At 30.2% G+C, this 25,743-nt stretch carries 25 protein-coding genes; 9 read left to right on the top strand and 16 right to left on the bottom strand.

Annotation, left to right across the window (positions count from 1 at the left end):
• Nucleotides 1-162 precede the first annotated feature (162 nt).
• The 8 genes from Q1A15_RS03645 to Q1A15_RS03680 form a co-directional block, all read right to left on the bottom strand.
• Nucleotides 163-594 carry a TIGR02594 family protein gene (locus Q1A15_RS03645; protein WP_299618924.1) on the bottom strand — a complete coding sequence of 144 codons (432 nt, stop codon included), beginning with the start codon at nt 592-594 and terminating at the stop codon, nt 163-165.
• Nucleotides 595-895: 301 nt separating this feature from the next.
• Nucleotides 896-1,441 (bottom strand): hypothetical protein, encoded by a 546-nt coding sequence (locus Q1A15_RS03650; protein ID WP_299618927.1) that lies wholly within the window; start codon nt 1,439-1,441, stop codon nt 896-898.
• A gap of 2 nt (nt 1,442-1,443) precedes the next feature.
• Nucleotides 1,444-2,301 (bottom strand): hypothetical protein, encoded by an 858-nt coding sequence (locus tag Q1A15_RS03655; protein ID WP_299618930.1) that lies wholly within the window; start codon nt 2,299-2,301, stop codon nt 1,444-1,446.
• A gap of 77 nt (nt 2,302-2,378) precedes the next feature.
• The gene (locus Q1A15_RS03660; RefSeq protein WP_299618932.1) at nt 2,379-2,999 is read right to left on the bottom strand and encodes a DUF2589 domain-containing protein; all 621 of its coding nucleotides are present in this window, start codon (nt 2,997-2,999) and stop codon (nt 2,379-2,381) included.
• A 473-nt stretch (nt 3,000-3,472) separates the two neighbouring features.
• Nucleotides 3,473-3,793 carry a hypothetical protein gene (locus Q1A15_RS03665; protein ID WP_299618935.1) on the bottom strand — a complete coding sequence of 107 codons (321 nt, stop codon included), beginning with the start codon at nt 3,791-3,793 and terminating at the stop codon, nt 3,473-3,475.
• 85 nt (nt 3,794-3,878) lie between these two features.
• Complete coding sequence (locus tag Q1A15_RS03670; protein WP_299618938.1) at nt 3,879-4,187, bottom strand: hypothetical protein; 309 nt, start codon at nt 4,185-4,187, stop codon at nt 3,879-3,881.
• A gap of 141 nt (nt 4,188-4,328) precedes the next feature.
• Nucleotides 4,329-4,724 (bottom strand): hypothetical protein, encoded by a 396-nt coding sequence (locus Q1A15_RS03675; protein ID WP_299618941.1) that lies wholly within the window; start codon nt 4,722-4,724, stop codon nt 4,329-4,331.
• A gap of 12 nt (nt 4,725-4,736) precedes the next feature.
• Entirely contained in the window at nt 4,737-5,219 is a 483-nt protein-coding gene (locus tag Q1A15_RS03680) for an SMI1/KNR4 family protein (protein ID WP_299618944.1), read from the bottom strand.
• 97 nt (nt 5,220-5,316) lie between these two features.
• Here Q1A15_RS03680 and Q1A15_RS03685 point away from each other — a divergent pair, with 97 nt between their 5' ends.
• Nucleotides 5,317-6,114 (top strand): S24 family peptidase, encoded by a 798-nt coding sequence (locus tag Q1A15_RS03685; RefSeq protein WP_299618947.1) that lies wholly within the window; start codon nt 5,317-5,319, stop codon nt 6,112-6,114.
• Between the two features lie 23 nt (nt 6,115-6,137).
• On the opposite strand, the gene Q1A15_RS03690 is transcribed toward Q1A15_RS03685, so the two are convergent.
• The gene (locus Q1A15_RS03690) at nt 6,138-7,217 is read right to left on the bottom strand and encodes an aromatic ring-hydroxylating dioxygenase subunit alpha (protein WP_299618950.1); all 1,080 of its coding nucleotides are present in this window, start codon (nt 7,215-7,217) and stop codon (nt 6,138-6,140) included.
• A gap of 217 nt (nt 7,218-7,434) precedes the next feature.
• Here Q1A15_RS03690 and Q1A15_RS03695 point away from each other — a divergent pair, with 217 nt between their 5' ends.
• The 4 genes from Q1A15_RS03695 to Q1A15_RS03710 all read left to right on the top strand — a co-directional run bounded on the left by Q1A15_RS03695 (nt 7,435) and on the right by Q1A15_RS03710 (nt 12,743).
• Nucleotides 7,435-8,109 (top strand): succinate dehydrogenase cytochrome b subunit, encoded by a 675-nt coding sequence (locus Q1A15_RS03695; protein ID WP_299618952.1) that lies wholly within the window; start codon nt 7,435-7,437, stop codon nt 8,107-8,109.
• A 12-nt stretch (nt 8,110-8,121) separates the two neighbouring features.
• Nucleotides 8,122-10,137: a fumarate reductase/succinate dehydrogenase flavoprotein subunit gene (locus Q1A15_RS03700; protein WP_299618954.1), complete on the top strand. Its 2,016-nt coding sequence runs from the start codon at nt 8,122-8,124 to the stop codon at nt 10,135-10,137.
• A 10-nt stretch (nt 10,138-10,147) separates the two neighbouring features.
• Nucleotides 10,148-10,894 (top strand): succinate dehydrogenase/fumarate reductase iron-sulfur subunit, encoded by a 747-nt coding sequence (locus tag Q1A15_RS03705; RefSeq protein WP_299618956.1) that lies wholly within the window; start codon nt 10,148-10,150, stop codon nt 10,892-10,894.
• A gap of 76 nt (nt 10,895-10,970) precedes the next feature.
• On the top strand, nt 10,971-12,743 hold the full coding sequence (locus Q1A15_RS03710) for a DNA mismatch repair protein MutS (protein ID WP_299618958.1): 1,773 nt from the start codon (nt 10,971-10,973) through the stop codon (nt 12,741-12,743).
• 18 nt (nt 12,744-12,761) lie between these two features.
• Here Q1A15_RS03710 and Q1A15_RS03715 read toward each other — a convergent pair whose 3' ends face one another.
• Together Q1A15_RS03715 and Q1A15_RS03720 are read right to left on the bottom strand one after the other, a co-directional pair.
• Entirely contained in the window at nt 12,762-13,133 is a 372-nt protein-coding gene (locus Q1A15_RS03715) for a DUF1573 domain-containing protein (RefSeq protein ID WP_299618960.1), read from the bottom strand.
• 7 nt (nt 13,134-13,140) lie between these two features.
• Nucleotides 13,141-14,031 carry a thioredoxin family protein gene (locus tag Q1A15_RS03720; RefSeq protein ID WP_299618962.1) on the bottom strand — a complete coding sequence of 297 codons (891 nt, stop codon included), beginning with the start codon at nt 14,029-14,031 and terminating at the stop codon, nt 13,141-13,143.
• A 189-nt stretch (nt 14,032-14,220) separates the two neighbouring features.
• Between Q1A15_RS03720 and Q1A15_RS03725 the strand changes: the two genes are divergently transcribed.
• From Q1A15_RS03725 to Q1A15_RS03735, 3 genes are all read left to right on the top strand, one after another.
• Nucleotides 14,221-15,189, top strand: coding sequence for a histidine kinase (locus Q1A15_RS03725; RefSeq protein WP_299618964.1), 969 nt, complete (start codon nt 14,221-14,223; stop codon nt 15,187-15,189).
• Entirely contained in the window at nt 15,186-15,872 is a 687-nt protein-coding gene (locus Q1A15_RS03730; RefSeq protein WP_299618966.1) for a LytTR family DNA-binding domain-containing protein, read from the top strand. Before Q1A15_RS03725 ends, Q1A15_RS03730 begins: the two co-directional genes overlap by 4 nt.
• Before the next feature lie 346 nt (nt 15,873-16,218).
• Complete coding sequence (locus Q1A15_RS03735) at nt 16,219-16,554, top strand: hypothetical protein (RefSeq protein WP_299618970.1); 336 nt, start codon at nt 16,219-16,221, stop codon at nt 16,552-16,554.
• Between the two features lie 974 nt (nt 16,555-17,528).
• On the opposite strand, the gene Q1A15_RS03740 is transcribed toward Q1A15_RS03735, so the two are convergent.
• From Q1A15_RS03740 to Q1A15_RS03760, 5 genes are all read right to left on the bottom strand, one after another.
• Nucleotides 17,529-18,206, bottom strand: a complete 678-nt coding sequence (locus Q1A15_RS03740) for a hypothetical protein (protein WP_299618973.1) — start codon at nt 18,204-18,206, stop codon at nt 17,529-17,531.
• Nucleotides 18,199-20,022 carry an ATP-binding protein gene (locus Q1A15_RS03745; protein WP_299618976.1) on the bottom strand — a complete coding sequence of 608 codons (1,824 nt, stop codon included), beginning with the start codon at nt 20,020-20,022 and terminating at the stop codon, nt 18,199-18,201. Before Q1A15_RS03745 ends, Q1A15_RS03740 begins: the two co-directional genes overlap by 8 nt.
• Nucleotides 20,023-21,110: 1,088 nt before the next feature.
• On the bottom strand, nt 21,111-21,236 hold the full coding sequence (locus tag Q1A15_RS03750; protein WP_299618979.1) for a hypothetical protein: 126 nt from the start codon (nt 21,234-21,236) through the stop codon (nt 21,111-21,113).
• A 660-nt stretch (nt 21,237-21,896) separates the two neighbouring features.
• A complete protein-coding gene (locus Q1A15_RS03755; RefSeq protein WP_299618982.1) occupies nt 21,897-22,082 on the bottom strand; it encodes a hypothetical protein in 186 nt (61 codons plus the stop codon).
• A gap of 253 nt (nt 22,083-22,335) precedes the next feature.
• A complete protein-coding gene (locus Q1A15_RS03760; RefSeq protein ID WP_299618985.1) occupies nt 22,336-22,866 on the bottom strand; it encodes an RNA methyltransferase in 531 nt (176 codons plus the stop codon).
• A 145-nt stretch (nt 22,867-23,011) separates the two neighbouring features.
• Between Q1A15_RS03760 and mutS the strand changes: the two genes are divergently transcribed.
• Nucleotides 23,012-25,621 carry a DNA mismatch repair protein MutS gene (gene mutS / locus Q1A15_RS03765; protein WP_299618988.1) on the top strand — a complete coding sequence of 870 codons (2,610 nt, stop codon included), beginning with the start codon at nt 23,012-23,014 and terminating at the stop codon, nt 25,619-25,621.
• The last annotated feature ends 122 nt before the right edge of the window (nt 25,622-25,743 follow it).

The following is a 25,743-nucleotide window of genomic DNA, read 5'->3' on the forward strand; positions in this document are numbered from 1 at the left end:
TTACAAATTGGTCGTGAAATTGAAAATTAATAACAATAATAGCTTTGTTTTTTATTCAAAAAAAAGAACCGTTAAAACGAATTTTAACGGTTAACTTTTTCAATCTTCTTTTTCTCTTTACTTACGTTCTCTTTTATCTAGCTATTTATTCATATTCATATATTAAGCTACTTTCTCTAAAGTTCTATAATCTAATATTCTGTTTTTTGGATAGGCTTTAATGCTCACACTATTTCCTTGATTTCCTCCTAACAAATACACATAACGTTTCGATTCTTTAATTAAAAATCCTACGTGACCTTTCCAACTACTTGGGTCTTCTCTCCATAATACAACTACATCTCCTTGTTTTGGTTCGCTTGTAGATGTTCCTACAGTTAGCCAACTTCTAGCATTTAATTGATTTGATTTCTCGTAACCAGCTTGCCCTGCCACCCAATTAGCAAAAGCACTGCACCATGCTGTTTCATCACTATATTTGGTTTTATCGAAACCCATAGTGGTAAAATAGTTCAGTATTTGAGGGTGATCTTTCGCCCCTTTTACTTCTTTAACTCCATATTGCGATAACGCCACTGATATTAATTTATTCATATACATTTTTTTTAATAAAAGCGTTAGCAGACAGAACATAAAAAGTTAAAGGGTTCTTTATCGTTTTCTTCACCAGATTGTGGTTTAACCCAACTTTGTGTTTCTACGTAACATAAAAGATTCATTATAAAACAACACTAATTAATAGCAATACAAATATACAACATACTACAATTAAAAACAAACATTTTGCAAATTGTTTTTGTAATTTGTTATATTAAATAAAAAACAAAAGCTCAAAATTAGATTTCGAGCTTTTGTTTTTTGTGATATTACTGTTTTTCAGCTTTTTGTAAGTTGCTTACAAGTTTTCTATTTCGATTTCTTCAGCAAGAAGCAACAAAACATCTGTTTTTGTTACTAAAGATTGAATTTGAGAGGTTATTCCTCGCAATTGTTCATGCATTGTGCAAAACTGCCAAACTTCATGTATAAATTGAGTAAAATCTGTTCCTGGATCGTATTTAAATTGTTTGGTTTGATAAATAACTCCCAACAATTGTTTTACTGAAACTTTAGCTTTTTCAATTGTATCTGTTAATCTAGCGTACACTTTCCATAAATCCCCTTGCGCATCAGTTAAAAGTCCCGAACAAAATTGTAATAATTGTTTTCTTTTGTGTTGACTATTCTCTGGATGATATGTAGATAATTCTCCTCTTTTTACAGCAAACATAGAAGATTCTGCTAAATTATTCTGTTTAAACAACTCTTCGGTTTCTGCTAACCAATCACGTAATTCTTTTGAACTTGCATTACTCTTTTTTTCAAGTAAATCTACTATTGGATGTATTTTAGAGAGTTGAGTTTCTAAACTTTTTAAAGTATTAAGGATTGATTTTCTCATTATTATTCAGGCAATAATTTATTACTTACGTTTCCTTCTTCATTTTCAGAAGCATACCATTCTAAACTTTCTTCTTTTAAAGTCATTTTAATTTGAACGATATTTTCTGGTGGTAATTCTCTTAATTTATGACCTTCTACAATTACTCTTGGTCCAGCTTTAGCTGCCGAATCATCTGTTACAGGCGCAGATTTTACATAACCTTTTACATTTTGACTAACCGCATTTTGAGCTCCGATTAAATCTACTCTAACATATGGAGGAATTGGATATACTTTAGTAAATGCTCTAACCGCTCTTTCTGCATACGCACTTAACTCTTTATCGATACTTAAACCTAATTTTAAATTCGTATCGAGCTTTACAATTTCTTGATTGATCGAATTCTCTAATTCTGTAACTTTATAATCTGGAAAATCATCTTCAATAGGAGGAGCTAAAGATTCTTCTCTAGGAGGTTTCACATCATCAAAAGGAACAATATCTTCAACAGGTTTTATTTCTTGAGGAAAAGCAGCAGCTTCATCTTTACTGATTACATCTCCTTTAACATCACCAATAACATTTTTTTTATAAGGCAAACGATCTTGTAAAACTTTAATCGTTGCATTTCTTAAACTTGTCTTGTTCTCTACACTTGCAACATATGTTGTAGTTGTATCATCTTGACCTGTTTCTGCAATTGCTACTGGAATTGTTAATTCTATATTTTCCGCCTTAAAACGTGGTATAGAAAAGTGTTTTAACAATTCGTGTTTAGAAAATTGCTCTGCAACTTCTAACGATTTTAAATCAGAAACTAATCTTGCTTCTGCAATACTTGAAGCAATACTCCCTAAATATTCATTAAGTTTTACCATTATTTTGTTTTAAGTTTTTAAAAGGAAGGCCATTCAAAATGAATGACCTTCGAGGTTAGGTTAATTCAAATAAGCTTTTAAGCTATAGTAGCAATACTATCTTCTAACATGCCTAAAATTCTATTTAATCCTTCTGGTAATTCTTCGTTTACAGCTCTAACTCTAACACCTAAGTTGTATGTTTTATCAACTTTAGTTCCTTGAGTTGTGTTTCTTCTGTAAGAAGCAGAAGCTTTAAATTTGATGAACTTGAATTTTAAACCTAGTTTAGCATCTAAAGCAAACTTTGTATCGATACTTCTAGTTTCAACAGAACTTAAACGTGCGTTAAAATCAACATTTACTTCATCTATACGTAAAGATGGGATTGTTAACATTGTTAAAAACGGAACCTTGATTGCCACGTTACTTTCAAGAAACTGATTGTCTGTATCTGTGTCGGCTGGTAAACCTTCATCAGCAAGTTCGATAGCAGTTTTTCCAAAATGTGGGTTAGCTGTAGACTTTTTGTACTTGAAATCGACATAACGTAAATTGTCTACACTTGCTGGATCACCATCATTTTCAAACCCTACTCTCTCGATGAAATCTACAGTAGCCATAGAAGCTTCTGTTTGGGCTTGGATTGCCGCTTGTAACGGACCTCCGATATACACGTTGAAATCTAAACTGTTTAATTCTGGTACTAAATTTGGCATAATAAATAGGATGGTTTTTTAATAGGCTTACTCTGTTTTTTTACATGGTTTTTCTGCTTTCCCCCATGAAAGATTCTAATTTGATTCTTTCACAAAATGTTTCTGTCCTCTTCTATTAATTCACAAACATATACACCCAAAATAGGTGAACAGATTGCAGTTTTATAGCATCATGATTCAAATGATAAGCGCTTTACTATAAAAGCTTCAAAAAATATGTTGGAATTAATGTTGAAGAGATTTTAAAAAAATGAAGAAACTCAAGTTAAAACCTCAAAAAAAGTACCGTTTGGAATTCATACAAAATAGCTCAATTTGCGACTGTATGCCAACTGACGATTACGAGTACAAATATACAATCTTTTTTTAGTTTACACAAACTTTTTGCTGTTTTTTTTGTAAAATGATTAATTTTAACGTAGTAAAAATCCCGAAACATAATTTCGGGATTTATTTTTTTGTGATATTGCTGATTATTTACTATCATATCTATCCTCATCAGGATACCAGTAAAGATCATCAACTTCTAGTAAAGTTCCATTTTCATAAGCTTTTAAATAATTCTCTATTGAAAGCATAGTTCCAAAAGTAACCACCCTTCCTTTTTCTTTTTCAACCATAAAAGGATGATTATTAGCTAAAGACTTTTTTTGATCTCCTGTTAAAACAAATTCTTTAGATTCAAAAATATAAACGCTACCATATGGTTTATCTGATAACTCATCTGAAAGAACCATTTCTATATTACTTTCCTTTCCTAACTTTTCTATATAGCGCTCGGCTATTTCTTCCATTTCTTTATTTGTTAACATATCCGCTTAAAATCATTTCTTATTACTAAAAAACTCTTCAACACTTAAAAAGTTATTAATAGAAACTTTAACATACAATATTTCTTTTTTTTAAGTTAGACACAACAGAAATAGATCGTTGACTTTCAGTAGAGGTAAAAACGGTATAGAAAATATCCATAACCTCTCCATCTTTTGTTTTAAAGTCTTTTCTAAAAAATGTTTGAATATCTGATATTTGAATAGGTATAAGGTCTAACTTTAATTTTATTTCTTCACTGATTATTATTTCATTCTTACTAATCTCATTCCTTTCTTCCTTGGTTAAATCATTAAGATAATTTAACTCATCTCTATATTTTTTTTCAAATGATTTAAAAATATCTTGGTAATTCATGAATTGTACACGTATTAAAGTGAATTCCTCCTAACTCTTCTTTTTAAGATAAAATTCTCATCGGTATATTTTTGAGTTTCTACTTTTTTCTGTAAGATTTTGTTTAAATATATCAAAAGCTCTAAAATACTTTTTGAATATCTATTTTGGCTTTCTAATTTTAGGAGGAAAAATAAACCTTTTTACTCTTCTTCTGCTATATATATACTCTCTGATTTCATTTATCTCTTCTTTTTCTAATTCATCATTGTATTTCACTCTATCTTTTTCAAATGAAAACACCTTACTTAACTCAGGTGCGTATTTAAAAACATTTGATGTTCTTTCTATTTGTTGACCTAATAATATATATTCATTTTCAAAATATTGATCATAATCACCTTCGTCACTAAAAACCGCTCTATTCCAAAACAAAATCCTCTCAACTACATTAAAAACATCTTTAATTTCCATGTTTTCATATGCTTCATCTAAAATCTCACCTCTCTTTTGAATATCCACTAAACTCTCCAATATTTTTTTTATCTCTGGACTCATAGACATTTGTTTTTAAGAAGACACAGCTCTAAACCCATTTAAAAACTCAACAAATGAATTTGCTAGTTTATGTATTTCTCCATCTGAATAGTAAACATAAACATTACCAAAATCTCTTTTTCTCACTGATATTGAAAAATACCCTGTTCTTGATCTTCCAATAGTAACTTTTCCCTCAGGGTAATCATCTAAACCTACATTGATATTGTATTTTTCAAAAGTGGTTGAACCATATTTAATTGAAAAAATATTAAAAATCTCTATATCGTTATCCCAAATTTCTGGCTTAAAAAAATATTCTCTTAATGGTCTCATACCATTGTTTTTAATCATAAACTCCTTATAGCTTTTAGGCAATTTTATTGAATACAACTTTTCTAATTCAACCAACTCTCTAGGAGTTAAGTCTTTTTCTTTAGATGTAAATTTCATTCTTCTATTCTTATTCTTGTAAGTAAATCTATTGTATAATAACTCAGTATACAAACTTTTCAAAAGTCATTTACATTTTTAATTTTCACACATATGTTTATATTTTACTATATTTGTATAAAAAACAAACATTTTACATAAAATGTTAAAAATGATGAGGATGGACATTTCAAAAAAAATAGCAGAAATAAGAGATTTTCACAAATTAAATAATTTGTCATTTTCTAAAAGAATTGGTGTAACAGGAACAACGGTTGATAGTATTGTAAATGGTCGTCCGCAACCAGATGGTAGTCGTAAAAAAACCAAACCTGGTTACGATGTATTAACATCAATCATTAATGAATTCGGTATTAATCCAGATTATTTATTCGGAAAAAGTGACATAATGCTTTATAAAGATGTTCCAAACAGTAATTACAACGGAACTCCAAAAGTTGTTGCTACGAATTCTTCAGGAGATGAAAATATCGTTTTTGTTCCTACGCAAGCTCGTGCTGGTTATTTAAATGGTTATGGAGATTCCGAGTATATTCAAAACCTACCTTCTTTTCACATGCCACATTTACGTCATGGATCTTTTCGTTGCTTTGAAGTTCAGGGTAATTCAATGGTTCGAACTTTTTTTGACGGTGATTTAGTATTCGGACAATATGTTGAAGATTTACAAGATATAAAAGACGGAAGAGTTTATGTAATTGTAAGTAAAAATGATGGAATCGTTTTAAAACGTGTAATCAATAGAATATTAGAAAGAGGCAAACTAATATTAAAAAGTGATAATAAAACAGGTAATTATCCTACTTACACCATAAATGCTGATGAAATTATGGAAGTTTGGTATGTTACGATGTATGCATCTAAACAAATGCCAGAACCAGTAGATGTTTATGATCGACTACATGATTTAGAAACTCAAATAGCTTTACTTCAAGAACAAGCAAACAATAAAAACTAAAAAAGCCCAAAATGGGCTTTTTTTTATTCTAAATCTCTTTTCAACATCTTATGAAAATGATGAACTCCAGTTTCTCTAGTTGCTGAGAATCGACCATCTGTATAGAAACGTGATCGTAATCCTTTTTGTACACCTTCAACCACCCACTCATCTTCTTGCTGGGTTTTCTCTCCTAATTGTTCTCCACTCATTCGTTCCCAAATTTCTCTATCTTTTATGTAGTATAAGAATTCAACTTTAGTAAAGTTTTCTGCATAAGGACGCACAATATTTAACTGCACTCCCCAAGGATAAAAATTCAACATAAAGTTCGGATAGAACCAGTAATAATATGCCGAAATATTTTTACCATAATCTGGATGATCTTCAGGAAATTTAAATGTTTCCGCTCCATTTTCTCCATAACCAATTTGCAATACCATATCTCCATCACAAATAGTATCATAACTTCCATAATCTAAAATGCTATTCAAAGCAGGATGCACAAATGGAATATGAAAACCTTCTAAATAATTATCGATATACAATGCCCAATGCGATTGCACATTGTAAGTTTTTGAATATTCTGGAGCAAACTCAAAATCATCAACATTTAAAAATCCAATCCTACTTTCTAACTCATTTAAAATCTTAGAAAAATCTTGTTCTGGTGCTAAACTTGTAAATAAAAATTTAGACCATTTTTTTAATGGTAATTGATGTAAGTGCTCACAAGGTCTTGGAAAATTCTCTACCTCTTTAAACTCAGGCATAAATTCAAACTTTCCTTCTAAATTAAATCGTCTACCGTGATAAGAACAAACTAACTTTCTGTTTTTCCCAGGATGGTGAGAAAGAATAAAACCTCTGTGCGTACATACATTTGACAAACATCGAATTTCATCTTTTTGTTTTGTCAACACCAAAGGTTCTTCAATATATTTTTCTAAAAGATTGAATGGATAAGTATTTACTGCAACATTGAAAATTTCTTGTTCATCTCCAATGTATTGCCAACTTTTAGCAAATACATTTTCCTTCATTGCTTCCCAAATTTTAGCATCAAAATAAAAATCCGACGGTAATGTAGCCGATTCAGAAATTTTAGCCGTTACTTTTTTCATGATAAAAAATATTCAATAATGTGTAATAATTAGTGCAGTATTGGTAACAAAAGAAATGATTTTGTGACGAAAAAAAAACAACATAGTTTTATGAAATTTATCGAATCTTTTATTTAAACCCATTCTAAATATAAAACAAAAGAATATTTAATCCTTGTACAAACAGTACTTAGGTCTTAACTTTGCTAGTAATTATTTCATTCAACAATTAAAAATAATGAGCGGATTATTAAAATCTTCTATAGGAAGGAAGTTTGCTATGGCACTTTCGGCACTCTTCCTAATGGTTTTCTTACTACAACATTTTGCAATTAACATTTTATCGGTATTCAGTCCTGACGCTTTTAATGAAGCTTCTCACTTTATGGGAACATTCTGGGCAGTTCAGTACTTACTACAGCCTGTCTTAATTTTTGGTGTGATTTTCCATTTCGCAATGGGATTCGTGTTAGAGATTAAAAATAAAGCTGCTCGTACTGTAAAATATGCTAAAAATAATGGAGCTGCAAATTCTACTTGGATGAGTAGAAACATGATTTATAGCGGATTATTTATTTTAATCTTCTTAATCATTCACTTCATTGATTTTTGGATTCCTGAAATGAATACAAAATACATACAGGGAGATTTCTCTGGAATGCATAATGGAGAGTTTAGATATTTCCATGAATTACAAGAAAAATTTGTTCCAATCTGGCGTGTAGCATTATACTGTTTAGGTTTTGTTTTCTTAGCATTACACTTATTACACGGATTTAATTCTGCTTTCCAATCAGTAGGAGCAAATAATAAATATACTAAAGGATTGAAAACTCTTAGTAAAGTTTATGCAATTGGTCTTCCGTTAGGATTTATCATCATTGCTTTATTTCACCATTTCAATCACCACTAATACAATTTAAGTATGGCAACTTTAGATTCAAAAACACCAAAAGGTCCTATTGCTGATAAATGGACTAATCATAAAAATAAAATCAACTTAGTTAACCCAGCGAACAAACGTCTAATTGACGTAATTGTAGTTGGTACAGGTCTAGCAGGAGGTTCTGCTGCTGCAACTTTAGCTGAGTTAGGATATAATGTAAAAGCATTTTGTTTTCAAGATTCTCCACGTCGTGCACACTCTATTGCTGCACAGGGAGGAATTAACGCTGCAAAAAACTACCAAGGAGATGGAGATTCTACCTACAGATTATTTTACGATACTGTAAAAGGTGGTGACTACCGTTCTCGTGAAGCAAACGTTTATCGTTTAGCTGAGGTATCTGCAAATATTATTGACCAGTGTGTAGCTCAAGGTGTACCTTTTGCTCGTGACTATGGTGGATTATTAGATAACCGTTCTTTCGGAGGAGTATTAGTATCTAGAACTTTTTACGCTAAAGGACAAACTGGACAACAATTATTATTAGGAGCATATTCTGCAATGAACCGTCAAATCGGTCGTGGAAAAATCAAGATGTACAACCGTCACGAAATGTTAGACGTTGTAATCGTTGATGGAAAAGCTCGTGGTATTATTGCTCGTAACTTAGTTACTGGAGAAATTGAGCGTCATTCTGCTCACGCTGTTGTATTAGGAACTGGAGGTTACGGAAACGTATTTTTCTTATCTACAAATGCAATGGGAAGTAACGTAACAGCTGCTTGGAAAGCTCATAAAAAAGGAGCTTACTTTGCAAACCCTTGTTACACACAAATTCACCCAACTTGTATTCCAGTATCAGGAGATCATCAATCAAAATTAACGTTAATGTCTGAATCATTACGTAATGATGGTCGTATTTGGGTTCCAAAGAAAATGGAAGATGTAAAAGCAATTCGTGAAGGAAGTTTAAAACCTACGCAAATCGCTGAAGAAAATAGAGATTATTACTTAGAGCGTCGTTACCCTGCATTTGGTAACTTAGTTCCTCGTGATGTTGCATCTCGTGCTGCTAAAGAGCGTTGTGATGCTGGTTTCGGAGTAAATTCAACAGGAGAAGCTGTTTATTTAGATTTTGCTTCTGCTATTGAGCGTTACGGAAAAGAGCAAGCTACAATTAAAGGTTTAAATGTAAACGATGCTGCTTTAGTTAAAAAATTAGGTCAGGAAGTTGTAAAGAATAAGTATGGTAACCTATTCCAAATGTATGAGAAGATTGTTGATGAGAATCCATATGAAACTCCAATGATGATTTATCCAGCGGTTCACTACACAATGGGTGGAGTTTGGGTAGATTATAACTTAATGACAAGTGTTCCTGGATTATATGCAATTGGAGAAGCTAATTTCTCTGATCACGGAGCGAACCGTTTAGGTGCTTCTGCATTAATGCAAGGTTTAGCTGATGGTTACTTTGTATTACCATATACAATTGGTGATTATTTAGCGGATGATATTCGTACAGGACCAATTTCTACTGAGACTCCTGAATTTGACGAAGCTGAAAAGAGTGTTCGTGCTACAATAGACAAGTTTGTTAACAATAACGGAACAAAGTCTGTAGATTATTTCCACAGACGTCTAGGTAAAATTATGTGGAACAAAGTAGGTATGTCTCGTAACGAAAAAGGATTAAAGGAAGCAATTGAAGAGATTTCTGCTTTAAGAGCTGAATTTTATAAGGATGTAAGAGTGCCTGGTGGTGCAAATGAGTTTAATGAAGAATTAGCAAAAGCTGGTCGTGTGGCTGACTTCTTAGAATTAGGAGAGTTATTTGCTAAAGATGCATTAAATAGAACTGAGTCTTGTGGAGGTCACTTCCGTGAAGAATCTGTTGAATTAGATGGACCTCAGAAAGGTGAAGCTTTACGTAACGATAAAGAATTTGCTTATGTAGCTGCTTGGGAATACAAAGGTGAACCTAAAGATGCTGTTTTACACAAAGAAGAGTTAGAATTTAACGATATTGAATTAAAACAACGTTCATACAAATAAGGAAAGAATTATGAAGTTAACGTTAAAAATTTGGCGTCAAAAAGGCGCTAGCGATAAAGGAAAAATGGTTGATTATAATATCAACGATATATCGCCAGATATGTCTTTCCTTGAAATGTTAGATGTTTTAAACACACAATTAATCGAAACTGGTGATGAGCCTGTTGCTTTTGATCATGATTGTCGTGAAGGAATTTGCGGAATGTGTTCTTTATATATTAATGGTGAAGCTCACGGACCTGATAGAGGTGTTACAACTTGTCAATTACACATGCGTAAATTCAAAGATGGTGATACTATTTATATTGAGCCATTTAGAGCTAAAGCATTTCCGGTAATTAAAGATTTAGTAGTAGATAGATCTGCTTTTGATAGAGTTCAACATGCAGGAGGATTTATCTCTGTAAATACTTCAGGTAACACACAAGATGCAAATGCAATTCCTGTAAATAAGGAAAATGCTGACAAAGCTTTCGATGCAGCTACTTGTATTGGATGTGGTGCTTGTGTTGCAACTTGTAAGAATTCATCTGCAATGTTATACGTTTCTGCTAAAGTTTCTCAATTTGCTTTATTACCACAAGGACAAGTTGAAGCTACAGATCGTGTATTAAACATGGTGAAGCAAATGGATGAAGAAGGATTTGGTAACTGTACAAACACAGGAGCTTGTGAAGTAGAATGTCCGAAAGGAATCTCTTTAGAAAACATTGCTCGTATGAATACTGAATTCTTAAAAGCTAGTTTAAAAGGATAAAATAAACTTTCATATACTTAAAAACCCAAGACTGAGTCTTGGGTTTTTTGTTTCTTTACACCATCAAATATTATAGATGATAAATCACGTAGATTTTTATATAGCACAAGAAGAAAAATATCTTGAAGAGGTTAAACTTATTAAAAAGGAAATATCGAAACTAAGTATGCTTCGCTTATTTGTATTCTTAGCCACTGCATTTGGAATATATCTTTCTTTTGAATTTTGGAAAATTGCCATTATAATAGCTCTTATTGGTATTACAATCTTTACAATCTTATTACTTAAATACACAAAAGCAAAAAGAAAACAATCGTTACTTAAAACTTTAGTAGCTATAAATAAGGAGGAACTTGAAATTAATGCTGGTAACTTTTATAATAGAGAAGATGGATTTGATTTTCAAGATCCGAAACATTATTACAGTTTAGATATTGATCTATTTGGTATTGGTTCTTTTTTTCAATTCATAAATAGGACTTCTATATATGAAAGCACATTGAAACTGGCTAATCTTTTAAAAGCTAATAATACTGAGGATATTCATCTTCGTCAAGAAACTATAAAAGAATTAGGAGAAAAACCTCACTGGCGTCAAAGGTTTCAGGCTATTTCTAGCTTGATTAAAACAGAAATATCAGCAATAGACATCATTGATTGGTTGAAAAAATATAACCGTTTTATTCCTCATAAAATGCAATGGGTTTCTTTAGGGTTTTCTATTGTATCATTTGGTTTATTTACATGTGTATTTTTAGATCTTATCAATACTAATATTATTTTTTATTGGATGACATTAGGTCTGGGAATAACCGGTCGATATTTAAAAAGAATTAGTAATCTTTCGCAAAATTCAGATAAGATTAAAGATACATTTCGTCAATATTCACAACTCTTAAATGAAATTGAAAACGAAACATTTACTTCAGCTTTATTAAAAGAAAAACAACTTAATATACAATCAGAAGCTGAGAAAGCTTCAACTATCTTTAATCAGTTTACCAAAGCTCTCGATGCTTTAGATAATAGAAATAATATTATTGTAGCAATTCTAGGAAATGGTTTTTTCTTACTTGACATAAGGAATAGTTATAGAGTTGAACAATGGATAGAGACATATAAAGATGTTGTTGAAAACTGGTTTGAAGTTGTCACATTTTTTGATGCCTATAACAGCTTAGGAAATTATAGTTTTAATCATCCTGAATATGTGTTTCCAGAAATTAAAAAGGATCAAAAAACTATTTTAAACACAAAAAGTTTAGGTCATCCTTTACTTAAAAAAGAAAAAAGAGTAGATAATAGTATTGTAATAGACAAAGAACAATTCTTTATTGTTACTGGTGCAAATATGGCGGGTAAGAGTACTTTTTTAAGAACTGTATCTCTTAATATTGTTATGGCTAATATTGGCTTACCAGTATGTGCAAAATCGTGTACATATTCGCCAATTAAATTAATTACAAGTATGCGAACTAGTGATTCGTTAGCTGATGATAGTTCGTACTTTTTTTCTGAATTAACTCGCTTAAAGTTTATTGTAGATCAAATCCAAGATACTCCGTACTTTATAATCCTTGACGAAATTTTAAAAGGAACAAATAGTACAGATAAAGCTATTGGTTCTCAAAAGTTTGTTGAAAAACTAGTTGCTTCTAATTCTACAGGAATTATAGCTACTCATGATTTAAGTTTATGTGAAATTGAAAAGAAACTAGATGAGGTAAAGAATTTCTATTTTGATGCTGAAATAATTAACGATGAGCTTCATTTCGATTATCGCTTTAAAGAAGGTATCTGTAAAAACATGAATGCAAGCTTTTTACTAAAAAAGATGGAAATTATTTAATTCCCATCTTTTGTTCTTTTACTGAATTGCTTTTTCTACAAAACCTTTAAGTTTTAATAATTTTCGTTCTTGTTTAGCATTTGAAAAAATAGTGATTGCTTTAGAAAAACCTCCAGGTCTTTTTGTATCATAAGAAATTGAAATTTCTCCTTTTTCTCCTGGCATTATTGGACGTTCTGGTTTCTTAGGAACAGTGCATCCGCAAGTAGATTTAATTTCTTTAATAATTAATGGAGCATCGCCAATATTTGTAAATTCAAAAGTTCTAATACCATCAGAACCTAAAGTGATTTTACCATAATTGATAACTTCTTTTTCAAATTTGAATTCTTGGCTGTGTACTATATTTCCTAAAAGAAATAATAGAATTGCTGTTACTTGTACTTTCATTGTATTCTTATTTTAAATTAATTGTTTCTATTTCTTTGATTAAGGTTTTAGCATCTTTATTATCTCGATTAATACTAAGCGATATGTATAATGATGCTAGTGCTTTTTTATAATGCTTTTGTTCTTTATACAAAATTCCTAAACTGTTATGTGGAACATAATGATTCGGATACATTTTCGCATTCAACTCAAAAGCAAACTTTGCCTTCTCGTATTGTTTTGCTCGTAACTTTACAAAACCATAAGTGTTCAGTTCTTTTACTCCTTCATCTATTTGAGGTAAAAAACGTATCAGTTGTTTTTCTATAGTTTGTAGGTCTTGTTTTTGATTATTAAATAATTTGTCCAGTAAATTTGCTGCATTGTATTTTGAAGTATATTTTTCGTTAGCAACAATTTTATATAAATCTCGTTCTAATGTTTCTTTAGCATCTTCAACTATACGATTCACTTCCTTTCCATTTTTATAAATTATAAATGTGGGAACTCTATGAATATTCAACCCTTTTTCTTCTCCATTTGGAGATTGTTTATAAGCCTCTTTTTTTCTGTCTACAGCGATTAATTCAATAGCTTCTTTTGGAAATTTAGCTTCATCAAGTACTTTATAAAAAGCCGGTACATTACGCTTACTATCTCCGCACCAACTTCCAAAAAAGATCTTAATCTTATAATCTTTCAACTTCTTTTTTAAAAGCTTTGTAAGTTTATCATTCGTTAAATAAGCTTCATAATTTTTAGAAAACCAACTAAAGTCTTTTTGCTCTAGCATAGTTCTAGAAACCTTACCTAATAACATCGGATTTCCTTTTTCATCTTTGACAACAGAACCTAGTGTTTGCGAATAACAAAATGTGAAAAGTAGTAAACTCGTTATGGTTAGAAATAGTTTTTTCATAATTAACTCATTGTTTTTCACAAACATAAATAGCTATATTGTGTTTTAAAAAAGAAATAAACGTACAGTAGAGAAATAAGGATAAACAACGTAAACATCTGTATATAATGCATTTCGTACCTTCATTTTTGCATTTTATACTTCAATATTTGTTTATGGTTTTATAATCTGTATTTTCATCCAATAGAAATGGAAACTATTAAGAAACATATCACAGAGGCAATAGTACACGTACTTTTTTGGGTGTTATTTTGTTTTATCTCACTTTTTATTTTTTCTGAATATTATTGGTCAGAAAATCCTTTTTTACAGTACGCTTTTATATTAGTGAGCATTGTGTATTTGAATCATTTTATCTTACTTCCATTCTTCGTACAAAAGAAATGGTATTTTATATACACTATACTTTTTGTGTTGATTTCATTCTTTGCTACGCAGTTTTATTGTAATGTTTTTACAGCTTGTGGCTGCACTGTAATGAAGTGTTTAAGCAATTATTTATGGCAAACTATTGTTCCTTTAATATTCTTCTCTTTTATCTGGCTTTTGTTTAAATATCTCGGGAAAGAAGATGAAATTAGAAAAGCAAAAGAAGAAAAGGCAGCTATGGAATTAAAGTTCTTAAAATCTCAAATTAATCCGCACGTACTATTCAACAACTTAAATACAGTGTATTCGTATGCTATTGAAAAGCCAGAAGAAACTCCAGATTTAATTCTAAAACTATCTGAAAATCTAAAACATGTATTATATGAAAGTAATTCAGATTATATTTCTATGGAAAAGGAAATGAATTACATCGATAACTATATTGAGTTTCAAAAAATACGAACTGCAGGAATCAAAGATGTACATTATCATAAATATGTAGCTTCTTTTGAATATAAAATCGCACCATTATTACTTATCACTATTATTGAAAACGCATTTAAACATAGTACACCTAGAAGTAATATTACTATAGATATTTCTGTAAAGGATGATATTTTAACCTGTTTCTGTGAAAATAAATATAACGAAGCTAGTATTACGCAAAAAGATCGTATTGGCTTAGAGAACTTACAAAAACGGTTAGATTTACTATATCCTAATAAACATACTATTACTATTGAGAAATCAGATACATATATAGTTACGCTAAAAATTGAATTGGTATGATTTCTTGTGTAATTATTGAAGATGAAATTCCTGCTCAAAAGATTTTACAACGTTTTTTGAGTAAAACATTTAATATAGAGCTATTAGCTAGCTTTCAAACTGCTAAAGAAGCACATAGTTTTTTACAAGAGAATACTGTAGATTTTGTTTTCCTCGATATTAATTTACCAGACATTATGGGAATTGATTTCATGAAAACACTTATTAACCCTCCGTATGTTATTATAACTACAGCTTATCCAGATTATGCTTTAGATAGTTTTGATTTAGATACAATTGTAGATTATCTAGTAAAACCTTTCTCTTTCGATCGTTTTTTAAAAGCTATTCGTAAAATAGAACAGCGTATAAAACATGTAGAAACTGAAACTAACGAAACTATATTTTTAAATATCGACAAAACTTTACATAAGGTTTTATTGCATGACATATTATATATTGAGTCTGATAGAAACTATTTAACTTTTGTTACTAACGAGAAAAAGCATGTTTTTATCGATTCTTTGAAAAATTGGACTGTCAAACTTCCTGAATATTTCATTCAAGTTCATAAATCGTATATCATCAACTTAAATCATGTTGATAAGATCTCCGGAAATGAAATTCATATAGACAAAATTCGTATTCCAATAGGCAGAACTTTTAAGTCTAATTTCATGATGAAATTTAATCCTAAAAAATGACAGTTTTTTTAAAGTGAAAGCATAAATCTGACGTCCACTTTTTAGGCTAAAATCACCTTAAATTAACAGTGTTTTTTGAATTTTTTATTTTTTAATATTAAATATTCAATATTAAAAACGTCTTTTTAGTTGTTTTTAGTAATTTTTATTCATTAAAAATATATTTTTACTGAGAATAATTCAATGTTTTCTAAACGTTAATTTTTAGAGAACTTTAACAAAAACCACCTCAAAATAGACGTTTTATTAACATTTTTGATAGTCAAAAATAAGGAAGCCTGAACTACTTTTGGATCAACAAATTTTAATAAAAAAATATAATTAAAACCCGAAAAAAACCAGAACAATGAAAAAGCTAGTAACATTAATCGTAGTAACATTAATTAACTTTTCTGCATTTGCTAATAACGCTGATAAACCAGTAAAAGCAATTAAATCTGAATTAAGAACTGAAATCGTTAAACTTTTAGGTAAAGCTGATTTCGATTATAACAAGAATATTTCTACTTCAATAGAATTTACTATTAACAGTAAAGGTGAAATCATCGTTTTAACTGTTAACTCTAATAACCAAGATGTAGACGCTTACGTAAAAGCTAAATTAAACTATAGAGTAATTACTGCTGACTCTAAAATCGCAGGTAAAACATATAGAATGCCTTTAACTTTCTTAAAGAAGTAATTGAGGTAATTGTAAGAATTAATCAATATTTAAAAAGGACTTGTTAATCTGATTAACAAGTCCTTTTTTTATTTATGATAAGTAGTAAGTTCTTTTCAAAAAAAGAGGTTGACGTAGTGATCAACCTCTCATATAATCCCCTAAAATGTTTTCACCCTTGTTACTTGATGATCACACTACAAAGGTATGAGAAGGTCACAGTTTTATAAAGGGGATTTCCGCAGTAAAAGATGTGGATTTGAGCAAAAGGATTCTCCAAATAACTTAGACCTTTTGATATATAACAATTTTAAAAACAATATTTTACAGTTAATTTTAAAAAAAAGAAAAGAGACTTGCTATTTTAGATTAGCAAGTCTCTTTTTATATATAGTAAGTAGTAAGTTCTTTTCAAAAAAAGAGGTTGATTTTAGTGACCAACCCCTCATATAATCCCCTAAATGTTTTCACCCTTGTTACAGATGATCACACTACAAATGTATAACAAGGTCACAATTTTAGAAACGGGATTTCCGCAATTAAAAATGTGGATTTATGCACACAATAAATAAGGTTATAAAAAGTGAAAAGGGACTTGCTAATTTTGATTAACAAGTCCCTTTGGTATATATAATAAGTAGTAAGTTCTTTTGAAAAAAAGAGGTTGATTTTTTAGTGTGACCAACCTCTCATATAATCCCCTAAAATGTTTTCACCCTGATAACAGATGATCACATGACAAAGGTAAAAGAAGGTCACAATTTAAAGAAGGGGATTTCCGCAATTAATAATGTGGATTTATGCATTAGTTAATTTTAAGCAATAAAAAAACCCTTTGAGCAATTACTCAAAGGGCCTATTCTTCTTTCTAATCTTTTTCTGGAATTCTTCCCCAAAAATGTGAATTATTTGATTAATTCCGAGTCAAAGGTAACTCAGGAATCTTCCGTAGAAAAAGGGATATCTGTATGCAAAAATGTGGATTTCCGCAGCGATTAATCTAGAATACCTAACTCCTTAGCTTTCAATACTAAATCGGTATTATTATTCGCTTGTAAATCTGTTCTTAATTTTGCTAATTTGTTTTCTATAGATCTAATCTTTAAAAAACTACCATCATCTTTAGTAATTATACCTTCTAAATTACTAATCTTCGGATGGTTTGGAAGTTCTTTTAAAATCTGAATTGCAACATCATCCATTTGAATTTCAATTAAAGCTCTCTTTAATAATTTCTGATGGATTTCATGCGTGTAGTAAATGTCACCTCCTAAAATTTTCTGGATAGCGAAATTTAATTCATTAGTATTACACTTACCTTTTAATAAATATGCAGATGGATTTAAGTTTTGAATTACGTTAAAGATTCTGTTGGTTTCAGAATGCCCCGTAATTACACCAAACTTAATCGGAATTTTCTCTCTTATTATTGTTTTTAGTAAGTTTTCACCACTATCAATTTTGCATGTAGCGTCTGCATTATCAAAACTTAAGTCGGTAAATAAAATTTGAAAAGGTTCATCAACTAATGCAACTTTTATCTTTGCGTAAGCATCGTCACACGAGTTTGTAGTTACAATTTCTAGGTTATCAATATCTTTTAAGTAGGAAAGTATTCCTTCTATAATAAGTTGATGATCGTCTGCTAATAGTATTTTTATTTTATCAGGCATTTAAGGGCACTTGAATTTCAATATTGGTTCCTTTATGTAACTCACTTGAAATTGCCAACTTACCCTGTAACTCTTCAACCCGCTCTTGCATATTTTGTAACCCAATTCCTTTTTTAGAAGTATTTGTATCGAAACCAATACCATTGTCTTGTATTGTCAAAAGTACTGATTTTTTATATACTTTAAAACTTATATCCATTCTCGTGGCTTCTGCGTACTTTTTACAGTTTTGTATACTTTCTCGAATACTTAGGTACAATACTCTTTTTATTGGGTTGTCTACTTCTGTCCAATCGATCTTTTTTAAATGATGCGTTCTTATTCTAAAATTAGGTTCGAAATAATCGCTAACTAAATTGATTATCTGATCGATAAAAGTTACTTTTTCAAAACTTATACTACTTAATTGATGTGATAAATTACGCACATTGTCTTTAACCATTTCTAGTTTTTGTGCTTCAACTAAAAGCTGTGATTGCGCTAATTTTTGATGCAACATGCGTAAATCTCCAGCAACTTCGTCGTGTAGTGATTTTGCAATTTGTCGACGTTCTTTTTCTCTAACTTCTATTTTTTGTAGTTGAGCTTGAAATAATAATTTCTTTCTACGGAAAGAGAAGAAAGAAACACTAGATAATAAAATTAACAAACTTAATGTAGCTACTAGCCAACCAATTATTTTCTGTTGTCGTTGCTTTTCAAAAGCAATAACTCTACGTTCATTTTCTGCTTTTAAGGATACATTCTCTTCTTCTTTTTTTGCTGTTTCGTAACGAATTTTAGCAAACTGATTTTTTAGTTTACGCTCTTCTGTAAATAAACTATCATTTAACTTAATATATTCTTCTAAAAACTGCTTTGATTGTTCTCCCATAGATAAATCAGAAAGAATTTCTAAAGCTTCTAACCAACGTTCATTATTATGAGTTTCTTTTGCTAACTCTAAAGCTTTATTGGCATGATATCTCGCTTTAATTATGTTTTTTCTGTCGTTATATACTTCAGATAATAGATTATGAGTTATACTTAAATTACTTAGATCACCTTTATTTTTTCTAATTTTTAATACTTCTTCATATCTATTTATGGTAGATTTTTTTTTGTTCAGTTTGTATTCACTGTATGTTAAATTCTCTAATAATAATGCGTAGCGTAAAGGATACTTAATCTCAATACTATCAATAGCTAAACCAATTAAAAAATATTCGATCGCCTTTTTATGCTTTTCTTGATTTTGATAAGATAATCCTATTCCATTGTAGATGTATGGTAAATTTTGAATATTGCTATTTTTAACATTAGCTTCAATAGCTTTTTTAAAATAAAAATTGGAACTTTTATAATTATTTAAATTTCTAGATATAATTCCTAAGTTATTGTAAATACTTTCTAAAAATCGATACGATTTTATAGGTTCTAAATATTGTAACGCTTCAATAGAACTTATTTCGCTACCCAAGTAATCTTTAGCATTACGCTGCAAATTAGCTATACTTAGTAATCGCCTTCCTGTTTGTATAGAATCATTAGTAAGTTTTGATATATTCTTAGATTCATGATAATAATAAAATGTACTATCGTTCTTATAAGTTAATTTATTTTGTAAGGCCTTGAAATGGTAATATTTCGCAAGTAAAACAGAATCCTTATTTTTTGCATATATTGAATATACTTGCTTGGTTATATCTTTAAGTTTATTTAATTCTTTTTTAAAAAAAGCTTGTCTACCACTTTGAATGATGGCTTCACGGATAGAATCGTATTTTTCTCCTTCAAAATCTTGAGCTTGAAGAATAAGGGGAAAAATAAAAAGCAAAAAAAGTTTTCTAACCATCGCTACAAAAATAAAAAAACCATTATTTCCAAAAATAATGGTTTATATCTTGTATTAAAAATGAAATTTATCTAATCTCCATCTCCATTACCATCTCCGCCTCCGCCGTCCATATCATTTTCACTTCCTCCTGGAAACTTAATAGCTTTCTCTTCTAAAACTTGAGTAATCGTTCTCATATGCTGTTCTTTTTTAAAAATTAATAAATAACTATGTTAGCGTTTTAAAATTACCCTTTTTATTATAATTCTGCAAGGTTAAAATAGGTTTACTCGCTTTTTAAGCTAACTACATCTTTTTCATGATAAAAAAAATCAATTTTAAGATATTATTCTTTCAAATTGTGTAGCATTTACTTTAAAAAACATAGAATTTATAAGGTAAAACGTCGTTTTAATCCTCGATTGATAATAAAATTGGTTGTTTTTCTTAGTGAAATAATAGATCATTGCGAATTCTTCGACTATCGCTCAAGACAGATTATACATGCGAAAAGCAGCAATCTGTTTATTAATTTTCCTTGAATAGTAATTCGAATTCCAAAAGTAAAGATTACTTCGTCAATATCTTTCCTCGTAATGACTGTAAAAAAACGTCATTGCGAATGCAACATAGTGAAATGAAGCAATCTGTTTATTAACTTTCCTTAAATATTAATTCGAACTCTAAAAATAAAGATTACTTCGTCATTAGCTTTCCTCTTAATGACGGTAAAAAACGTCATTGTGAATCTTTCGACTGTCGCTCAAGACAGGAAATGCAGTGGAGTGAAGCAATCTGTTTATCAGGTAACTCGAAATAATAATTCTAACTCATAATTAAAAGATCACTTCGTCATTCTTCCTCGTGATGACGGTAAAAAAACGTCATTGCGAATGCAACATAGTGAAATGAAACAATCTGTTTATCGATTTTGTGAGATTCTGAAATAAATTCAGAATGACGGCTCTTATTTTTTCGTCATGCTGAACTTGTTCCAGCATCTCATTTATCAACTTAAAAGAATAAATTAAAATCATAAAAAAACCGTTACTAAAAATAGTAACGGTTTAAACTAATAATATCTTACCTTAACAGATTTCTGTTGTTTCATCACAGTAAAAATCTCCATCTCCATTTCCATCTCCTGGACAACCACCAAATACGTTTACTAATTGGTCTTTTTCAATTTCAAATTGTTTTAAATTCTCTAACATAATTTTATGTATTAATAGGTTAATAAAGTAGAAAAATACTTTTAGAATACTTTTAGAATACTTTAAAAACAAAATTTCATTGTTAAAAAAATATAAAAGCTGTTTAATTCTAAACTAAAACTCAGTTTTGCAATATTTTATAAATTAAAGATTACTTCGTCATTAGCTTTCCTCGTAATGACGGTAAAAAACGTCATTGCGAATGAACCCTGAGCTTTGTCGAAGGGAAAATGAAGCAATCTGTTTATCGATTTATCTTGAATATTAATTCGAATTCAAAAACAAAGATTACTTCGTCAGTATCTTTCCTCGTAATGACGGTAAAAAACGTCATTGCGAATGAAGCAATCTGTTTATCAATTTTCCTTAAATAGTAATTCGAATTCCAAAAGTAAAGATTACTTCGTCAATACCTTTCCTCGTAATGACGGTAGAAAACGTCATTGCGAACAAAACGCAGTGGAGTAAAGCAATCTGTTTATCGATTTTCCTTAAATAGTAATTCGAACTCTAAAAATAAAGATTACTTCGTCAATATCTCTCCTCGTAATGACAGTAAAAAATGTCATTGTGAATGAACCCTGAGCAACGTCGAAGGGAAAATGAAACAAAAAAAAGAACATCCAAAACTGAATGCTCTTTTAAAAATTTTTAATCTAATTATCTTTGACGACAGCTATGTGTAGGATCTAAAACTTCTTCACAAACCGGAATTAAAAAAGTATTTCCGTCTCTCTGTGCTGTTTGCATACATCTGTTAACAGCTCCACAAATGTCTCCTCCGTTGATTCGTTTTAAATTTTCCTTTGAAATTGCAAAAGATTTTAAGTGATTTAAAGATTTCATAAATTAAATATTTTGATTAATTAGAGTTAATTTGTCTCTAAACTAAAAGAGTATTTTAAACGATTACACGCTACTTTGTGGAGTAGTGGGTTTTCTTTGTGTAATACCTAATTTTAATTGTAAAGTAATATTGAGCTATTCTTCTTTAAAACTATAACAAACCTTTTATCGATTTATACCAAATTTGTGAAGTGCTTTTCAATAAAAAAACCGCTACTAAAAAGTAACGGTTCAATTATATTTTTCTAATTTTTTAGCTTCTCATTTTACTGAACAAATCCCATAAAACCACACCACAGCTTACTGATATATTTAATGAGTGCTTTGTTCCTAACTGCGGAATTTCTATACATTCATCTGAAACAGAAACTACTTCTTGTTGTACTCCTTTTACTTCGTTCCCGAAAACAACTGCATATTTCTGATTGGTTTTCGGCATAAATTCATCTAACATGGTACTGTTTTCTGCTTGTTCAATTGACAATACTTTTACATTTTCAGACTTTAGTTTTTCAACTAATGTTAATGTATCTTCAATATATTCCCAAGTTACAGATTCTGTAGACCCTAAAGCTGTTTTATGAATTTCTTTACTTGGCGGAGTTGCAGTAATTCCGCATAAATACACTTTCTCAATAAGAAAAGCATCCGAAGTTCTAAATACAGATCCAATATTATTTAAACTTCTAATATTATCTAACACCACAATAATTGGTGTTTTTGTCGCTGTTTTAAATTCCTCTACAGAAATTCTTCCTAATTCGCTATTTCTTAATTTTCTCATCTCTTCAATTAACAGTAATCAGTGATTAATTATCAATTTTCAGTCGTCAAAATTACTCTTTTATTGTTTACCGATAATTGTTCATTGTAAAGTAAGCACTGAGTATTTTTTCTATCTTCGCAAAACTAACTTAAAATACATAAACTTGGCAAAAACAAAGGCAAAAAAGGTAACGCCATTAATGCAACAGTACAACGGAATTAAAGCTAAATATCCGGATGCCATGTTATTATTTCGCGTAGGTGATTTCTATGAAACCTTTGGTGAAGACGCTATTAAAGCCTCAGAAGTTTTAGGTATTGTATTAACCAAACGTGGAAATGGAAGTGAAAGTGAAACGGCCTTGGCTGGTTTCCCACATCATTCATTAAATACCTATTTACCTAAGTTAGTAAAATCTGGACTTCGTGTTGCAATTTGCGATCAGCTAGAAGACCCGAAAATGACCAAAAAGATTGTAAAACGTGGTGTAACAGAATTGGTAACTCCTGGAGTTTCTTTAAATGATGAGGTATTACAATCGAAAACCAATAATTTCTTAGCTGCAATTCACTTCGGAAAAAAACGATTAGGAGTTTCTTTTTTAGATGTTTCTACAGGTGAGTTTTTAGTAGCTCACGGAGACGAAGCTTACATCGATAAATTATTACAAAACTTTTCACCAAGTGAAATCTTGGTGCAAAAACAAAATAAACAACGTTTTTTAGAAGCGTTTACTAACGATTTTCACACCTTTTATTTAGAAGATTGGGTTTTTCAAAAAGATTATGGTTATGATACATTAATCAATCATTTTAAAGTTCAGAATTTAAAAGGTTTTGGTGTTGAAGAAATTACGGATGGTATTATTGCTGCTGGTGCAGTAATGTATTATTTGTCGGAAACACAACTGAATAAAATAGAACACATTCAATCTGTAGGACGAATAGCTGAGGATTTATATGTTTGGATGGATCGTTTTACGGTTAAGAACTTAGAACTATACGGAGGTAATTCTGTAAACTCGGTTTGTTTATTAGACATTATCGACAAAACTATTTCTCCTATGGGAGGACGTTTATTAAAGCGTTGGTTGGCTTTACCGTTGAAAGATTTAAAACCAATTCAACAACGACAAGAACAGGTTCAGTTTTTAATTGATAACGAATCGTTTTTTGACACCGTTACTTATCAACTAAAACAGATTTCCGATTTAGAACGTTTAATTTCTAAAGTTGCTACAGGTAAAGTTTCTCCTAGAGAAGTTGTTTTATTAAAGAACTCATTAAAGGCTATTCATCCGATAAAATCAGCTGCTGAAAGCACTAAAAATGCTACAGTAAAAATGATTGGTTCTTTACTGAAAGATTGCAATGATTTAATTGAAAAAATAAGCACAACTTTATTTGAAGATGCTCCAGTAAACATTAACAAAGGAAATGCAATTGCTGATGGTGTTTCTGAAGAGTTAGATGAATTAAGAAGTATTGCAAATTCTGGAAAAGAGTATTTAGACAATATGTTGGCTCGTGAAACTGAACGCACAGGAATTCCGAGTTTAAAAATAGCTTTTAATAATGTTTTCGGATATTATATTGAAGTTCGAAATACACATAAAGATAAAGTTCCAGAAGATTGGATTCGTAAACAAACTTTAGTAAATGCCGAACGTTATATTACTGAAGAACTTAAAGAATACGAAGCAAAAATTTTAGGTGCAGAAGATAAAATTCAGTCGTTAGAAGCTGATTTATTTATTGAGCTAATTCAATACATTGTAAAAGATGTTCAAGATGTACAAAGCAACGCGCAATTAATTGCACAACTCGATTGTTTACTGTCTTTTGCAAACTTGGCAAAAGAAAACGATTATGTGCGTCCTGTTGTTGATAACTCAACAATATTAGAAATAAAAAATGGTCGTCACCCTGTAATTGAAAAGCAATTACCAATTGGTGAAGAATACGTGGCTAACGATGTGGTTTTAAATCGCGAAAACCAACAAATCATTATGATTACTGGTCCGAATATGTCGGGTAAATCTGCGATTTTACGTCAAACTGCATTAATCGTTTTATTAGCACAAATGGGAAGTTATGTTCCAGCAACTGAAGCGAAAATTGGAATTGTAGATAAAATATTTACTCGTGTTGGTGCTAGTGATAATATTTCAATGGGAGAATCTACATTTATGGTAGAAATGAATGAAACCGCTTCGATCTTAAATAACATCTCAGAACGTAGTTTAGTTTTATTAGATGAAATTGGAAGAGGTACTTCTACTTACGATGGAATTTCTATTGCTTGGGCTATTACCGAATATTTACATGAACACCCTTCAAAAGCGAAAACATTGTTTGCTACGCATTATCATGAATTAAATGAAATGACAACGACGTTTGAGCGAATTAAAAACTTTAATGTTTCTGTAAAAGAATTAGAAGACAGTATTATCTTTTTACGTAAACTTGTTGCTGGTGGAAGTAATCATAGTTTCGGAATTCACGTTGCTAAATTAGCTGGAATGCCAAATGTTGTGATTAGAAAAGCGAATAAGATCTTAAAACAGTTAGAAGAAAGTCATGCTAACAAAAATGTGGAAGACACGTTAAAAGATGTTCAAAACAACGACATGCAAATGAGTTTCTTCCAGTTAGATGATCCTTTATTAGAAGATTTAAGAGAAGAAATTTTAGCTACAGATATTGATACATTAACACCTATTGAAGCCTTAATGAAATTGAACGAGATTAAGCGAATGTTGGTGAAAAAATAGGTTCAATATTCAATTATCTTTGATCAATTATCAATAGTAAATTTCCATATTAACGTCATGCTGAATTTACTTGTGCTAAGCTTATTTCAGTATTTTATTAATATTTCCAGTTAGTATAATGA

The organism is uncultured Tenacibaculum sp., assembly GCF_947495995.1.
Lineage (GTDB): Bacteria > Bacteroidota > Bacteroidia > Flavobacteriales > Flavobacteriaceae > Polaribacter.

Bases quoted from the DNA above. Each gene is read 5' to 3' on its own strand.
- Q1A15_RS03755 (WP_299618982.1), bottom strand. From the start codon at position 22,082: ATGAAATCTTTAAATCACTTAAAATCTTTTGCAATTTCAAAGGAAAAT.
- Q1A15_RS03725 (WP_299618964.1), top strand. From the start codon at position 14,221: ATGGAAACTATTAAGAAACATATCACAGAGGCAATAGTACACGTACTT.
- Q1A15_RS03645 (WP_299618924.1), bottom strand. From the start codon at position 594: ATGAATAAATTAATATCAGTGGCGTTATCGCAATATGGAGTTAAAGAA.
- Q1A15_RS03720 (WP_299618962.1), bottom strand. From the start codon at position 14,031: ATGAAAAAACTATTTCTAACCATAACGAGTTTACTACTTTTCACATTT.
- Q1A15_RS03705 (WP_299618956.1), top strand. From the start codon at position 10,148: ATGAAGTTAACGTTAAAAATTTGGCGTCAAAAAGGCGCTAGCGATAAA.
- Q1A15_RS03735 (WP_299618970.1), top strand. From the start codon at position 16,219: ATGAAAAAGCTAGTAACATTAATCGTAGTAACATTAATTAACTTTTCT.
- Q1A15_RS03675 (WP_299618941.1), bottom strand. From the start codon at position 4,724: ATGAGTCCAGAGATAAAAAAAATATTGGAGAGTTTAGTGGATATTCAA.
- Q1A15_RS03670 (WP_299618938.1), bottom strand. From the start codon at position 4,187: ATGAATTACCAAGATATTTTTAAATCATTTGAAAAAAAATATAGAGAT.
- Q1A15_RS03700 (WP_299618954.1), top strand. From the start codon at position 8,122: ATGGCAACTTTAGATTCAAAAACACCAAAAGGTCCTATTGCTGATAAA.
- Q1A15_RS03650 (WP_299618927.1), bottom strand. From the start codon at position 1,441: ATGAGAAAATCAATCCTTAATACTTTAAAAAGTTTAGAAACTCAACTC.
- Q1A15_RS03715 (WP_299618960.1), bottom strand. From the start codon at position 13,133: ATGAAAGTACAAGTAACAGCAATTCTATTATTTCTTTTAGGAAATATA.
- Q1A15_RS03730 (WP_299618966.1), top strand. From the start codon at position 15,186: ATGATTTCTTGTGTAATTATTGAAGATGAAATTCCTGCTCAAAAGATT.
- Q1A15_RS03750 (WP_299618979.1), bottom strand. From the start codon at position 21,236: ATGTTAGAGAATTTAAAACAATTTGAAATTGAAAAAGACCAATTAGTA.
- Q1A15_RS03690 (WP_299618950.1), bottom strand. From the start codon at position 7,217: ATGAAAAAAGTAACGGCTAAAATTTCTGAATCGGCTACATTACCGTCG.
- Q1A15_RS03685 (WP_299618947.1), top strand. From the start codon at position 5,317: ATGGACATTTCAAAAAAAATAGCAGAAATAAGAGATTTTCACAAATTA.
- Q1A15_RS03710 (WP_299618958.1), top strand. From the start codon at position 10,971: ATGATAAATCACGTAGATTTTTATATAGCACAAGAAGAAAAATATCTT.
- Q1A15_RS03655 (WP_299618930.1), bottom strand. From the start codon at position 2,301: ATGGTAAAACTTAATGAATATTTAGGGAGTATTGCTTCAAGTATTGCA.
- Q1A15_RS03740 (WP_299618973.1), bottom strand. From the start codon at position 18,206: ATGCCTGATAAAATAAAAATACTATTAGCAGACGATCATCAACTTATT.
- Q1A15_RS03695 (WP_299618952.1), top strand. From the start codon at position 7,435: ATGAGCGGATTATTAAAATCTTCTATAGGAAGGAAGTTTGCTATGGCA.
- Q1A15_RS03660 (WP_299618932.1), bottom strand. From the start codon at position 2,999: ATGCCAAATTTAGTACCAGAATTAAACAGTTTAGATTTCAACGTGTAT.
- Q1A15_RS03760 (WP_299618985.1), bottom strand. From the start codon at position 22,866: ATGAGAAAATTAAGAAATAGCGAATTAGGAAGAATTTCTGTAGAGGAA.
- Q1A15_RS03665 (WP_299618935.1), bottom strand. From the start codon at position 3,793: ATGGAAGAAATAGCCGAGCGCTATATAGAAAAGTTAGGAAAGGAAAGT.